The organism is Vibrio sp. ABH4_348 (genome assembly GCF_056159765.1).
Genome location: NZ_JBSWVW010000002.1, coordinates 1,212,137 through 1,227,049 on the forward strand (window position 1 = coordinate 1,212,137; position 14,913 = coordinate 1,227,049).

Annotated in this window: 9 protein-coding genes; 8 read left to right on the plus strand and 1 reads right to left on the minus strand. The window is 43.6% G+C overall.

Annotation, left to right across the window (positions count from 1 at the left end; all coding sequences use genetic code 11):
* Positions 1-42 precede the first annotated feature (42 nt).
* The 8 genes from vpsL to ACXAFJ_RS19415 all read left to right on the plus strand — a co-directional run bounded on the left by vpsL (position 43) and on the right by ACXAFJ_RS19415 (position 9,281).
* On the plus strand, positions 43-1,449 hold the full coding sequence (gene vpsL, locus ACXAFJ_RS19380) for an exopolysaccharide biosynthesis glycosyltransferase VpsL (protein ID WP_475325710.1): 1,407 nt from the start codon (positions 43-45) through the stop codon (positions 1,447-1,449).
* 16 nt (positions 1,450-1,465) lie between these two features.
* Entirely contained in the window at positions 1,466-2,692 is a 1,227-nt protein-coding gene (locus tag ACXAFJ_RS19385) for an outer membrane beta-barrel protein (RefSeq protein WP_475325711.1), read from the plus strand.
* Positions 2,693-2,697: 5 nt separating this feature from the next.
* A complete protein-coding gene (locus ACXAFJ_RS19390) occupies positions 2,698-3,216 on the plus strand; it encodes a polysaccharide biosynthesis/export family protein (protein ID WP_475325712.1) in 519 nt (172 codons plus the stop codon).
* A 90-nt stretch (positions 3,217-3,306) separates the two neighbouring features.
* Positions 3,307-5,490, plus strand: a complete 2,184-nt coding sequence (locus tag ACXAFJ_RS19395; protein ID WP_475325805.1) for a GumC family protein — start codon at positions 3,307-3,309, stop codon at positions 5,488-5,490.
* A 65-nt stretch (positions 5,491-5,555) separates the two neighbouring features.
* Entirely contained in the window at positions 5,556-6,272 is a 717-nt protein-coding gene (locus ACXAFJ_RS19400; protein WP_475325714.1) for a VpsP family polysaccharide biosynthesis protein, read from the plus strand.
* A gap of 99 nt (positions 6,273-6,371) precedes the next feature.
* The gene (locus tag ACXAFJ_RS19405; protein ID WP_475325716.1) at positions 6,372-6,803 is read left to right on the plus strand and encodes a VanZ family protein; all 432 of its coding nucleotides are present in this window, start codon (positions 6,372-6,374) and stop codon (positions 6,801-6,803) included.
* Positions 6,804-7,005: 202 nt separating this feature from the next.
* Complete coding sequence (locus ACXAFJ_RS19410) at positions 7,006-7,923, plus strand: hypothetical protein (RefSeq protein ID WP_475325717.1); 918 nt, start codon at positions 7,006-7,008, stop codon at positions 7,921-7,923.
* Positions 7,924-7,979: 56 nt separating this feature from the next.
* Entirely contained in the window at positions 7,980-9,281 is a 1,302-nt protein-coding gene (locus ACXAFJ_RS19415) for an O-antigen ligase family protein (RefSeq protein ID WP_475325718.1), read from the plus strand.
* Between the two features lie 136 nt (positions 9,282-9,417).
* Here ACXAFJ_RS19415 and ACXAFJ_RS19420 read toward each other — a convergent pair whose 3' ends face one another.
* Entirely contained in the window at positions 9,418-14,913 is a 5,496-nt protein-coding gene (locus ACXAFJ_RS19420; RefSeq protein WP_475325719.1) for a calcium-binding protein, read from the minus strand.

Here is a 14,913-nt window from a genome sequence, read left to right on the forward strand (position 1 = left end):
CAATTAGTGCGTTTTTTTATTTTTACGTCAGGAGTTAGGGAAATGGGTGAACGAGGACGCATTCGTACTCCCAACTATTATCGTCGGTTCATCTATCGTAGCATGGACTGTGCGTTGATATTAGTTGCGCTATACCTCTCAATAAAAATCCAAAATCACGTCGTTACTATGCCGTACATCGCGGTGGGTTTACTTGCAGTATTGATGTACTCATTCATTGCTGAGAGTCTGGACATTTACAGTGGCTGGCGTACGGCTAAACTACGCTCACTTGTTCTACATACTACTTTTTGTTGGTCGGCTACTTTGGGCTTACTTGCTATCTGTAGTTACTTCACCAAAACTGGTCCCGATTTTTCCCGTTTGGTTATTGGGTATTGGTTCGTTGGTACGTTTGGTCTTCTATTCATCTGGCGCTCATTTGCTTTTGCTTTAGTTTATTACCTACATAAACGAGGAATAAACACCAAAAACGCCGTTATTATTGGTATGTCGCCTCAAGGTGTATCCCTATATAACAATCTTAAGTCGCATCCTGAGCTCGGTATTACAGTAAAGGGGTTTTATGATGATAGAAGCGCAGACCGTTTAGGTGACATTAACAACATCGACGCTCCAATTTTAGGTTCGGTTGATAAAGCACTACGCCTTGCCAAGATTGGTAGTGTGCAAAATGTTTACATTGCAATGCCAATGCAAGCCCAACAACGTATCAGTGAAATTCTAGAAGCCTTTTCAGACTCGACTGTTAACACCTACGTGGTACCCGATTTCTTTACCTTCAATCTAATGCATTCTCGTTGGTATACGATTGGCGATGTTAACGCATTCAGTATTTTCGACACACCATTTAATGGTTTATCTACTTGGCTAAAACGCCTAGAAGATTTAGTTCTTAGCAGCATTATCCTTACATTGATTAGTCCTGTATTGCTAGCAATTGCCATAGGTATTAAAACTACCTCCCCAGGGCCCATTATTTTCAAGCAGCTGCGTTACGGCTTGGACGGAAAACAAATTAAGGTGTGGAAATTCCGCAGTATGCGCGTGATGGATAACGGAACAAACGTTAAGCAAGCGACAAAAGGCGACCCTCGCATTACTAAGTTTGGTGGTTTCTTACGCCGTACATCTCTTGATGAACTACCACAATTTATAAATGTATTACAAGGTCGAATGTCCATAGTTGGACCTCGTCCTCATGCAGTAGCCCATAACGAAGAATACAGAACTATTGTTAGTCGGTATATGTTGAGGCATAAAGTAAAACCAGGTATCACTGGCTGGGCTCAAATTAACGGCTGGCGTGGTGAAACGGATACACTAGACAAGATGGAAAAACGTGTTCAATTTGACCTTGAATACATTCACAACTGGTCGTTGTGGCTAGACATCAAAATTGTTTTCTTAACCATTTTCAAAGGCTTTGTCGGCAAAAACGCCTATTAAGAGCAGGACGTTAGTTATGTTTTCATTTACAAATAAATCTAAAATCGCAAAGCAAGTTTCACTAGCGCTAGTCAGTTTCCCTGCCGCTTTGTCAACTGCTATTGCAGCCCCTCAAGCTGAACCATTTGTCACTGAATCTGGGATGTCCGTTGCTCCCTTTGTAAACTTAACAACAGGATACAACGACAATGTTACCAAGCGAGTTAAGTCTTCTGCTTTAAAAGAAGTTGATTCATGGTTTACTGTCGTTGAACCTGGCGTCATTTTTTCGATTACGCCAGCAAATCAATCTCATTCGTTATCATACCGATTACAGCGCGGTGATTTTTTTGATTCTAAAGATGATAACTATACTGATCAATTTTTAGACCTCGCAACACTTTTCCAACTAGGCCAAAAAAGCCAGTTGACCTTTGATTACAACTTGGCACTGACTCACGACCCTCGCGGTGACAACGACGTTATTGACGGAGATAGTACTAATGAACTCGCAAAGTTCGCGACTAACGACGTAAACCTTGGCTATCAGTTCGGAAATATAGACTCTATTGGTAGAATCGCGACGAATATTGGTTGGGGAAACAAAGGTTATAGTAACCTCAAAGAAACCACTCAATACCAAGAGTGGGATGAACTGAGAGGCGATATCGCGTTCTACTACAAGGCATTTCCAAAAACTTCGTTATTCCTACAGTTGCAGGCTAACGATCGTAGTTATGCAAAAATCGCATCAGGCGCTGCATCGAGAGACAGTTTACAGTCTTTTGCCTTTGTTGGTCTCGAATGGGATACAACTGGTAAGTTGCAAGGACAAGCTAAAGTCGGCTACCAAAACAAAGACTTCGATGCGTCAAGCCGCAAAGACTTCGATTCCGCTTCTTGGGACGTGGGTTTAACCTTTTTGCCTAGGACCTACTCCACTATCCAACTTAGCACCAACCGCAGTGCCACCGATCCTGATGGCGACACCGACTACATCGATGCCTACACGCACAGCGCTAGTTGGAATCACGGTTGGTCAGAAAAAGTTTCGACTGATATTAACTATTCGCTTACAACGGAAGATTACTCAGGTTCAAGTCGTGAGGATGACACAGCTAACGCCGGTGTCTCCATAAGCTACGATTTCCGTCGTTGGTTGAGCTTCAAGCTAGGTGCATCGATAGAACAAAAAGATTCAACTCAAGCGAACAGTGACTATGACCAAAACGTCTACTACTTGTCTATTGAAGGTGTGATTTAAATACAATGAAGTACTTCATCTCAATCTTTTTATTGTTTACCTCATTTTACACTCTCGCTAGCGAGAGTGTTTATCGTTTGGGTGTGGGTGACCAAGTTAAAATCCAAGTTTATGACGAACCAGAACTCACATTAGAAACCCGGGTTAGTGACAGTGGTGATATAGACTATCCATTTCTTGGTAAGATTCGTCTTAAAGGTCAATCAATTGCTGATGTTAAACAAGCTATACACGATGGGCTATTAGATGGGTATTTGGTTAACCCCAACGTATTTGTCAGTGTTACCGAATACCGACCATTTTTTATTAATGGTGAAGTTAAAAAATCCGGTGGATACCCCTACCAACCGGGCTTAACTATTAATAAGGTTATTGCGTTAGCTGGTGGCTTTACTGAACGCGCCTCAAAAACCAATATTTACGTTGCCAACAGTGACCGCCCGGATGTGGCTCCTAAAAAAGTTACTCTTCTTCATCGCGTTCAGCCCGGTGATATCATCACTGTAGAACAAAGCTTTTTCTAGGTAAGTACTATGAATAATAATCACGAACACTCCAATTCTAATTTAGAAAAAGCAGCTTTTTCGCAAACTGGATCATCTCAACCGAGTTTAATGCACGAACAAAACGATGAAATTATCGATTTACGCCAATATTTTAACGTACTGATGAAGTTTAAATGGAGAATAATGCTGTTTTCAGTTTTGGTTACTGCGTTAACAGTATTGGTAGTACTAACTATCCCTGCAGAATACACTGCTCGCGCGACACTTTTAATTGAGTCAAAACAAGCAAAAGCCGTTTCTATTGAAGAGGTCTATGGTTTAGATACTGAAGCTAAAGAATATTACCTAACTCAAATTGAAATACTCAAATCTGAACGTATTGCTGAGCAAGTTATTGAGCGCCTAGCTTTAACCAAACACCCTGAATTTGACCCTACCATAGAAAAAAAACCTCGATTTGGCGTCAAGCTCGACATATTTGAACTTGTACCTGCACTGAAAGCATTTAAAAGACCTGAACAGCAAGAATCAGTCGAAGCATTTACCTATCGAGTCAACAGGTTAGTACTCGCTCAATTTCAAGCTAATCTTTCTATAAGCCCGGTTCGTAAAACGCAATTAGTTCATATTTCATATACTAGCAAAGATCCTGATCTAGCCGCACTTATAGCCAACGAAGTTGGAAACGTCTTTATTGAAAGTCACCTTGAAGCAAAACTGGAAGCTGCAAATAAAGCATCTGGTTGGCTTAACACTCGTGTTGGTGACTTGCATAAGGCGTTAAAGGCATCAGAACAAAAGTTACAATCCTTTTTGCAACAAGAAGGTTTGGTCGACGTACAAGGTGTTGAAAGCCTCGCATCCCAAGAGTTGGCTGAGTTAACATCACAAGTCAACCGTGCACGTGACCGCCGTGTAGCTGCGGAAACCTTGTATTCAGTAGCAACCACAAAAGAGGCTTCTATTACTGCGCTTTCTGCGGTACCAGAAATATCAAACCACCCTACCATTCGTGACGTGAAACTAGCTGAGACTCAAGCCGAGCGCCGTGTCTCTGAACTGTCTAAACGCTATGGACCAAAGCACCCAAAGCTCAGAGCAGCTGTAGCTGAACTTAATTCAGTTCAAACAACTCTGGAGCAGGAGCTCAAGCAATTACTAAACGGTATTAGTAGTGAGTTAACTGCAGCACGTAAGGCCGAGAGAACGTTAAGCCAAGAGTTGGAGTCTCGTAAGTCTGAATTTCAATCGTTAACAGTTAAAAATGCCAAATATGACGAATTAAAGCGGGACGTTCAAACAAACCGACAACTTTACGATTTGTTCTTAAATCGACAAAAAGAAACTACCGCGTCAAGTGATTTTGACTCTACCATTGCCCGTTTTACCGATAGTGCAATGCCACCGTTATTTCCTAGTAAGCCCAACCGAAAGTTAATGGTAATCTTGGCTTTTGTCGCTTCCTTCGGTTTTGCGTGCGTATTGGCATTTGTTACTGAATCGCTGAACGATACCTTCCACAATGAAAAACAAGTAGAAAAAGAGCTAGGCCTCAATTTACTTGGTGCTGTACCTGTCATTAAAGGTCGTAAAAAGCTGAACGCTCGTAGTTATTTCGATCAAAAACACAGGCAGTTGACTGAATCTGTTCGAACTATACGAACTGGTTATTTGTTGGCAAATTCGAACAAAGGTCATAAAACTGTAATGGTAACGTCGTCAGTGCCAGAAGAAGGTAAAACGACTTCGAGTATCAACCTTGCTATGTCTTTGTCACAGATGGAAAAAACACTTCTAATAGACTGCGACCTAAGAAAACCTGCTGTAGCCTCCAGATTCGCTCTATCTGGCTCTATGCCCGGAGTCTCTAATGTGATCACTGGCTCTCATAGCTTAGATGATTGTATTATCCACGATGAGGAAACTGGTCTTAATATTTTACCTGCTGGGCTTTCTCCTAGTAACCCGCTAGAACTGCTATCTTCACAAGGTTTCAGAGACTTATTAGCGTTGTTAACAAGCCAATACGAACGTATTGTAGTCGATACGCCACCTTGCTTGGCGGTAAGTGATGCATTTGTAATCGCTCAGTTGGTTGATTCGTGCGTTGTGGTCGTCAACTCTTCAAATACACGTACTGGAACAGTCAAAAACGTAGTGAGTAAGCTGGCTCAGAAAGGTGCACGACTTGATGGTGTAGTGCTGAATAAACTGAACATCAAAAAAGCGGTAAAATACGGTGGTTATTATCAATACCAGTCTTATTACGGTACCGCTGAAGCCAATAGCTAACTGGATAGATTTTTCTAGGTATTGTAAATATATGATGTTCAATCACTCAAATGGTCTATAAATCCGTGTCAAACATCGTTATTAAGGGGCTGATAAAGCCCCTTGTTATTTTGAGCTGTGCTTTAGTAGCCTACTTTGGAAGCAAATTCGGCATTGCAGCGCTACATGCATACAATACTGAAAAGTACATTGCGTTATGGACTGAAAATCCGGAAATGTATAGTGAGAAAGGCTTTAGTGAAGCCATAACTTCAATTGAGAGCGCTATTAGTAACCACCCTTCTCATCCGCATTTCCACGACTTGAAAGGAAAACTCTACCAATGGCAAGCATATAACCTTCATAGTACCCAAGATCAGACCTCTAGAATTTCTTCACTAAAATTGGCCGAGGCTGCCTATACCAAATCCATAAACCTACGATCAAATTGGGCAGACTCCTGGGGTGAACTGGCCCTGATATCACATGAATTAATCACATTTGAAAACTCAGCCGACTTCGACTCAACTAAATTGCTGGCTAGAATGGAACGGGCCTACCATCTAGGACCGTCAACACCTAGGGTTCACGAAGTATTAGCATTTATTGGCAACAGCCGTTGGAGCGAACTATCCCCGACTTGGCGGTACAAAGTACTGGAACATACTTATAAAGGTTTAACCCACCCCAAAACAAAGCACGGACTCAAACAAACTCTTAGCAGGAGTTTTAACCTAAAATTAATTTGTGCCAGAGTGAACAACAACCCCACGAGGCCAGAAGATAAAATCGAACGCTGTTAATTTTGGCCCTAACCTTGGTCACTAATCAAACAACAATTAGAGTATTTGCAATTGTGCACCAAACCAATCAATAAAGAAGTAAGGTAGTTTGTTAAACCTATGTTTCTATCGTCTACGTCGAGTATCAACTCGAGAATAACAACCGTAAGTTTTACTGTTTTTCTATTACTGGGTTTGCTTTGCGTATTGCTTTCTGTGGCTAAGTCCGTCGATTACTTACCAGAATTAACCAAGGCAATTGAAATTTTTGCGGGAGGAGATAAATGGTTACATTTCGAACTTGCCCTCGCTTTAACGTTTTGTCTGACTTTAGCTAGTCAAAGTTATGTTTCAAACACAATTGGTGCAGCGTTGTCCTTTCTCATTGTTTCAATCACTTGCCTATTTGATGAACTAATACAAATACAGATTCCAGAACGACATTTCACGATTTCAGATTGGCTAATGTCAGTTTCTGGGTCATTTTCCGGTGCTGTCTTTGCCATTATTTGTATTTACTGTTTAGCGCGAAATTCAAGAGAGATAATCTAAAAGGTTCATAAATGCCCTTATGGTAGCCTTCTAATTCTACAGACAAATTTCTCAAAACTGGGACTGCGCGTAATAAGCATCAAATTTCACAAAAAGATCAACTAGCTATCTAAATTTCATGATATAGTAGTTTGGTTAAAAATTTTACGAGCCTTTGATTTGATTGGCTATTTCTATTCTGTAATAACTTGGATTTGATGACATGTATAAACAACTCGCCATCCTAGTTCCAACATTGTTGGCAAGCCAATCGGCACTAGCACAATCTGATTGTGCTGACCTTTCAAGTGAGGCAAAAAGTCTTTCTTCCCTTTCCGACAGTCGTTCTGTTACAACATCAATTGCAAGTCTTGCACAAAGTTGCCCTGCACAAGTGACTGAACTTGCTTCTTTAGCAGTTCAAGCACAACCTGAGTTGGCAGCTGATATTGCTGCAACGTTAATAGAAAACTCTAGTAAAGCGAATGCAGCAGCTATTGCGACTGCAGTTGTCACCAACTCTCCAAACACTCAGGCTGAATCGATTGTTCAAGCAGCGGTAAACGCAGCTCCTGAATCAGCTGCAGCGATTACATCAGCAGTTGTGAAGGCGTTACCAAGCGAAAAAGTAGCAAGTATAGTAAAGGCAGCTGTTCAAGCGGCGCCTGCAGACTTAGCAAAAGATATTTCTACCCATTCACTCATAGCAGCACCTAAAGATATCGCCGCTGATATCGTTGCAGCAGCTATTGATGCAGCTCCACAGGAACTTGCGACACAAATAGCTACTGCAGCTGTTGAGGTGGTGCCGGCTGATCAAGTAGCACTTGTCGTACAATCTGCTGTAGGCGCAGCTCCTCAGGAAGCTGCACAATCGATTGTCGATGCTGTGGCAAAGACTGAAAAAATATCTTCAACTGATTTGGTTATTGCAGCCATTGAAGGTGGTGCCGACCCAGCTACGATAGCTGAACCTACAGCAGCAGGTCCAGCAGACGGTGCTCCAGCCACACCAGCAACCCCTGCTCAGTCGGAGTCTACTCAGCCAGCGGCGCCTGCAGCACCAGTATCCACACCAGGTTCTAATACTGGTATCGGAACAGGAGGTGGGGGCGGCGGTGGTACCGCTTCAGGTAACTAAGACCTTCCTTTTGGCCCCCTGATTAGGGGGCTTATTTTATCAAGTCGTTTTTATTTATGTTCCCTAATAAACTACTGTATCTTGCTTTTTTAGCGTTCATTTTTCTAATGCCCATCCCTTTAGGTAGCAACCGCCCTTGGGTTTGGTCGTTTAACGAAGTCTACATATCGGTTCTGTTGATTTTATCCGTGTTTTTGTTCAACAGCACTCAATGGAAATTTGGCTTGCGCAGAACAAAGCTCGTATCCATCCCTATTCTAGTTTTTACCCTGTGGTCATTTATTCAATCTATACCAGAACTAGCACTCTCTCAGGACACTAGCCTAGTTTTTGTTTCAGCTGTAAAGTCCCTTCATTATCTACAAATCATTTTATTAATTTCAGTGCTAGTAGATTCAAAAACCAAGCTAAAGTGGTTGGTTTACACGATGATTGCCAGTGGAGTGTGCCAAGCTTTTTATGCGTCTACGGTACAACTGCTCGAACTGAAAAATTCATTGGTCATGGACTTACCACTGAACAACCGCGCTTCAGGAAGTTTTGTGTACCATAACCATTTGGCCAACTTTTTAATGCTTAATTTGTGTTTAGGCTTTGGTGTATTAGTTAGTCAACTTAAACATTCTAACGCAACCAATTTTTGCCAGCACATTTGGCACTTTTTCTCCGGCTTTCTAAATGACAAGGCTTTTGTGCGAATTGGTTTGGTTATTATGATGATAGCGCTAGTTCTTACTCGTTCAAGAATGGGCAATACCGCCTTTTTCGCAGCACTCACACTTGGCTGTATTGCGCTTTTGTTGTTTTATAAAAACAAGCCTAAAAGTTTATATGTGCTAATCGCAAGCTTGTTTGTGATTGATACATTGGTCGTGAGTACTTGGTTTGGGCTTGAAAAAGTGAAAGAGCGCTTGGTTAGTACCACAATGGAGGCAGAGACCCGCGATGAAGTAGTGGAACTTTCTATTATAGCCATTGAGCAGAAGCCATTTTCTGGTTATGGAGCTGGCACGTTCTACTCCACCTACCAAAATTACAACAACGAATCAGTTAAGTCATTTTACGACCATGCCCATAATGACTATATTCAATTTTTACTAGAGTCCGGAATTCCTGCAACATCCATGTTGGGCATAATGGTGTTAACGTGTTTCTGGCGGGGTATACAGGCACTTAGAACTCGTCGCGATAAGTTTATGAAAGGATTGGGGCTGGCAAGTGCTATGACCATTGTTGGGATGCTAATTCACATTAGTGTCGACTTTCCGTTACAAGCTCCCGCCACGACGATTTACTTTATTAACTGTTTGCTAATTAGCGCGCTCTGTCAGTATTTTGGAACTCAAAGCAAACGTTGATACCAAACGCAGTAGTGCTGTGATGACCTTTCTTGCCATTCGGTAGCACTCATAGTCAACCAATGAATTATTAAATCTAGTTAAAGTAGAGTAAAAACGGGCAAGTAAGAAACTTACTTGCCCAGAGCTTAGCACATTACCATTCTAGACTATTTGCTAACTGAAGTTGGATATCTTCAATCAAACCAGATAAGCGATCGCCAACTACAGGATATTCCGTTGCATCACCTCCAACTAACGAGTTACCAGAACTATTGGCATCCGTAGATGAGTCAAACATTTCCTCTAATATAGTATTTCTTATCGATAAAACATCACCTAATGAGAGATCCGTATTAAGAACTAGCTCAAGTTGCTGACTGTCGGAGTTAACACTAGGTCTTTCTGTAGCTTCTTCTGTGTAACTCCACGAATCATCGAGAGCGTTAGGCTTTAATACATCACCTAGACTTACTTTAGTTGTAAATTGAGATGTCGATACTTCTTCATAGACAGCACCATCCGCAAATTCAATGCGATCGACCGCAGAATGACTGTCTGCCATGTGATTGAGAATTCGTAACGAATCACCGCTGTTAGACAACAACACTAAATCACGACCCTCGACAATGAACTGCACATCATCAGACTGGAAACCTACTTTAACCACATCGACGCCTTCGTGGCCTGATTCCCAGTTCTGAATAACATCACTACCAGAGCCTTCACCCCAGACATAGGTGTCGTCGCCGTCAAAACCAATCAGCGTATCATCACCACCTTTACCATCTAACACGTCGTCCGTTTCTGAACCACGGACAACGTCATCTCCTGCAGTACCATCCAGATACACGGTGACCAACTCACGAATTTGAGCTTGGTCCCAAACAGTGCCGTCTTCAAAATGGATTTCGTTTACCGCTGAGTAACTGTCTGCCAGATGGTTCAAAATACGTAGGCTGTCACCATTTTCAGTTCGCAACACCAAATCGCGCCCTTCGCCAATGACCGTGATATCTTGCGGGCTAAGACCTACCACCTCAACTATGTCTTGGCTGGTCTTCGTCGATTCCCAATTATTGATGGTATCCACACCAGAGTCTTTGCCCCAACGGTAAACATCATCACTACCATTTCCAGCGAAATAATCGCTGGCTCCAGCGACACCGTTAAATACCTGTGCGTCATTATTGCCAAACCATTCACCAGTTTGTTCGAAATACTGGACATCAAACGGGTTGCCTTTAAACGGTACATCTTTAATGGTCAAGGTATCACCGTATACCGATGTGAAAACTAACGCACCGTTAATATGACTGTAGCTGATTTCACTCGGTTTCAAACCTGTGATTTTAAGGGTCTGCTCGCTGAAACCTTGCCCCTGGTAGTTCTCTAACACAATATCGCCACTACCTGCACCCCAGCTATAGGTGGTGCTAGCTTCTGTCACAATCGCAGCTCGGTCAAAAACAGCGCCATCCGAAAATTCAATGCGGTCGACCGCAGAATGGCTGTCTGCCATGTGGTTGAGAATTCGTAACGAATCACCGCTGTTAGACAACAACACCAAATCACGACCCTCGACGATGAACTGCACATCATCAGACTGGAAACCTACTTTAACCACATCGACGCCTTCGTGGCCTGATTCCCAGTTCTGAATAACATCACTACCAGAGCCTTCACCCCAGACATAGGTGTCGTCGCCGTCAAAACCAATCAGCGTATCATCACCACCTTTACCATCTAACACGTCGTCCGTTTCTGAACCACGGACAACGTCATCTCCTGCAGTACCATCCAGATACACGGTGACCAACTCACGAATTTGAGCTTGGTCCCAAACAGTGCCGTCTTCAAAATGGATTTCGTTTACCGCTGAGTAACTGTCTGCCAGATGGTTCAAAATACGTAGGCTGTCACCATTTTCAGTTCGCAACACCAAATCGCGCCCTTCGCCAATGACCGTGATATCTTGCGGGCTAAGACCTACCACCTCAACTATGTCTTGGCTGGTCTTCGTCGATTCCCAATTATTGATGGTATCCACACCAGAGTCTTTGCCCCAACGGTAAACATCATCACTACCATTTCCAGCGAAATAATCGCTGGCTCCAGCGACACCGTTAAATACCTGTGCGTCATTATTGCCAAACCATTCACCAGTTTGTTCGAAATACTGGACATCAAACGGGTTGCCTTTAAACGGTACATCTTTAATGGTCAAGGTATCACCGTATACCGATGTGAAAACTAACGCACCGTTAATATGACTGTAGCTGATTTCACTCGGTTTCAAACCTGTGATTTTAAGGGTCTGCTCGCTGAAACCTTGCCCCTGGTAGTTCTCTAACACAATATCGCCACTACCTGCACCCCAGCTATAGGTGGTGCTAGCTTCTGTCACAATCGCAGCTCGGTCAAAAACAGCGCCATCCGAAAATTCAATGCGGTCGACCGCAGAATGGCTGTCTGCCATGTGATTGAGAATTCGTAACGAATCACCGCTGTTAGACAACAACACTAAATCACGACCCTCGACAATGAACTGCACATCATCAGACTGGAAACCTACTTTAACCACATCGACGCCTTCGTGGCCTGATTCCCAGTTCTGAATAACATCACTACCAGAGCCTTCACCCCAGACATAGGTGTCGTCGCCGTCAAAACCAATCAGCGTATCATCACCACCTTTACCATCTAACACGTCGTCCGTTTCTGAACCACGGACAACGTCATCTCCTGCAGTACCATCCAGATACACGGTGACCAACTCACGAATTTGAGCTTGGTCCCAAACAGTGCCGTCTTCAAAATGGATTTCGTTTACCGCTGAGTAACTGTCTGCCAGATGGTTCAAAATACGTAGGCTGTCACCATTTTCAGTTCGCAACACCAAATCGCGCCCTTCGCCAATGACCGTGATATCTTGCGGGCTAAGACCTACCACCTCAACTATGTCTTGGCTGGTCTTCGTCGATTCCCAATTATTGATGGTATCCACACCAGAGTCTTTGCCCCAACGGTAAACATCATCACTACCATTTCCAGCGAAATAATCGCTGGCTCCAGCGACACCGTTAAATACCTGTGCGTCATTATTGCCAAACCATTCACCAGTTTGTTCGAAATACTGGACATCAAACGGGTTGCCTTTAAACGGTACATCTTTAATGGTCAAGGTATCACCGTATACCGATGTGAAAACTAACGCACCGTTAATATGACTGTAGCTGATTTCACTCGGTTTCAAACCTGTGATTTTAAGGGTCTGCTCGCTGAAACCTTGCCCCTGGTAGTTCTCTAACACAATATCGCCACTACCTGCACCCCAGCTATAGGTGGTGCTAGCTTCTGTCACAATCGCAGCTCGGTCAAAAACAGCGCCATCCGAAAATTCAATGCGGTCGACCGCAGAATGGCTGTCTGCCATGTGGTTGAGAATTCGTAACGAATCACCGCTGTTAGACAACAACACCAAATCACGACCCTCGACGATGAACTGCACATCATCAGACTGGAAACCTACTTTAACCACATCGACGCCTTCGTGGCCTGATTCCCAGTTCTGAATAACATCACTACCAGAGCCTTCACCCCAGACATAGGTGTCGTCGCCGTCAAAACCAATCAGCGTATCATCACCACCTTTACCATCTAACACGTCGTCCGTTTCTGAACCACGGACAACGTCATCTCCTGCAGTACCATCCAGATACACGGTGACCAACTCACGAATTTGAGCTTGGTCCCAAACAGTGCCGTCTTCAAAATGGATTTCGTTTACCGCTGAGTAACTGTCTGCCAGATGGTTCAAAATACGTAGGCTGTCACCATTTTCAGTTCGCAACACTAAATCGCGCCCTTCGCCAGTGACCAATACGTCAGTTACAGAAAAGCCTTTTATAAAAACAACATCTACGCCTTCGTGGCTTGATTCCCAGTTCTGAATAACATCACTGCCAGAGCCTTCACCCCAAACATAGGTGTCGTCACCGTCAAAACCAATCAGCGTATCATCACCACCTTTACCATCTAACACGTCGTCCGTTTCTGAACCACGGACAACGTCATCTCCTGCAGTACCATCCAGATACACGGTGACCAACTCACGAATTTGAGCTTGGTCCCAAACAGTGCCGTCTTCAAAATGGATTTCGTTTACCGCTGAGTAACTGTCTGCCAGATGGTTCAAAATACGTAGGCTGTCACCATTTTCAGTTCGCAACACCAAATCGCGCCCTTCGCCAATGACCGTGATATCTTGCGGGCTAAGACCTACCACCTCAACTATGTCTTGGCTGGTCTTCGTCGATTCCCAATTATTGATGGTATCCACACCAGAGTCTTTGCCCCAACGGTAAACATCATCACTACCATTTCCAGCGAAATAATCGCTGGCTCCAGCGACACCGTTAAATACCTGTGCGTCATTATTGCCAAACCATTCACCAGTTTGTTCGAAATACTGGACATCAAACGGGTTGCCTTTAAACGGTACATCTTTAATGGTCAAGGTATCACCGTATACCGATGTGAAAACTAACGCACCGTTAATATGACTGTAGCTGATTTCACTCGGTTTCAAACCTGTGATTTTAAGGGTCTGCTCGCTGAAACCTTGCCCCTGGTAGTTCTCTAACACAATATCGCCACTACCTGCACCCCAGCTATAGGTGGTGCTAGCTTCTGTCACAATCGCAGCTCGGTCAAAAACAGCGCCATCCGAAAATTCAATGCGGTCGACCGCAGAATGGCTGTCTGCCATGTGGTTGAGAATTCGTAACGAATCACCGCTGTTAGACAACAACACCAAATCACGACCCTCGACGATGAACTGCACATCATCAGACTGGAAACCTACTTTAACCACATCGACGCCTTCGTGGCCTGATTCCCAGTTCTGAATAACATCACTACCAGAGCCTTCACCCCAGACATAGGTGTCGTCGCCGTCAAAACCAATCAGCGTATCATCACCACCTTTACCATCTAACACGTCGTCCGTTTCTGAACCACGGACAACGTCATCTCCTGCAGTACCATCCAGATACACGGTGACCAACTCACGAATTTGAGCTTGGTCCCAAACAGTGCCGTCTTCAAAATGGATTTCGTTTACCGCTGAGTAACTGTCTGCCAGATGGTTCAAAATACGTAGGCTGTCACCATTTTCAGTTCGCAACACCAAATCGCGCCCTTCGCCAATGACCGTGATATCTTGCGGGCTAAGACCTACCACCTCAACTATGTCTTGGCTGGTCTTCGTCGATTCCCAATTATTGATGGTATCCACACCAGAGTCTTTGCCCCAACGGTAAACATCATCACTACCATTTCCAGCGAAATAATCGCTGGCTCCAGCGACACCGTTAAATACCTGTGCATCATTATTGCCAAACCATTCACCAGTTTGTTCGAAATACTGGACGTGAAACGGATTACCTTTGAAGGGGACATCTTCAATCGTCAGTCTGAACCCAGATGGCCCGACAAAAATTAAATTACCATTTTCGTATTGATAACGGACATCTGAGGGAGAAACAGCCAACATCTCCAAAATCGTATTTCTAAAGGTCTCTCCGGAGTCCGGATTTTTAAGTACAAGATCAGTCGTCGCACTGTCCCAGACTACTTTTTGCAATGCCAT

Coding starts and splice junctions, on each gene's coding strand:
- vpsL (WP_475325710.1), top strand. CDS start 43: ATGGGTGAACGAGGACGCATTCGTACTCCCAACTATTATCGTCGGTTC.
- ACXAFJ_RS19385 (WP_475325711.1), top strand. CDS start 1,466: ATGTTTTCATTTACAAATAAATCTAAAATCGCAAAGCAAGTTTCACTA.
- ACXAFJ_RS19390 (WP_475325712.1), top strand. CDS start 2,698: ATGAAGTACTTCATCTCAATCTTTTTATTGTTTACCTCATTTTACACT.
- ACXAFJ_RS19395 (WP_475325805.1), top strand. CDS start 3,307: ATGCACGAACAAAACGATGAAATTATCGATTTACGCCAATATTTTAAC.
- ACXAFJ_RS19405 (WP_475325716.1), top strand. CDS start 6,372: ATGTTTCTATCGTCTACGTCGAGTATCAACTCGAGAATAACAACCGTA.
- ACXAFJ_RS19410 (WP_475325717.1), top strand. CDS start 7,006: ATGTATAAACAACTCGCCATCCTAGTTCCAACATTGTTGGCAAGCCAA.
- ACXAFJ_RS19415 (WP_475325718.1), top strand. CDS start 7,980: ATGTTCCCTAATAAACTACTGTATCTTGCTTTTTTAGCGTTCATTTTT.
- ACXAFJ_RS19420 (WP_475325719.1), bottom strand. CDS start 14,913: ATGGCATTGCAAAAAGTAGTCTGGGACAGTGCGACGACTGATCTTGTA.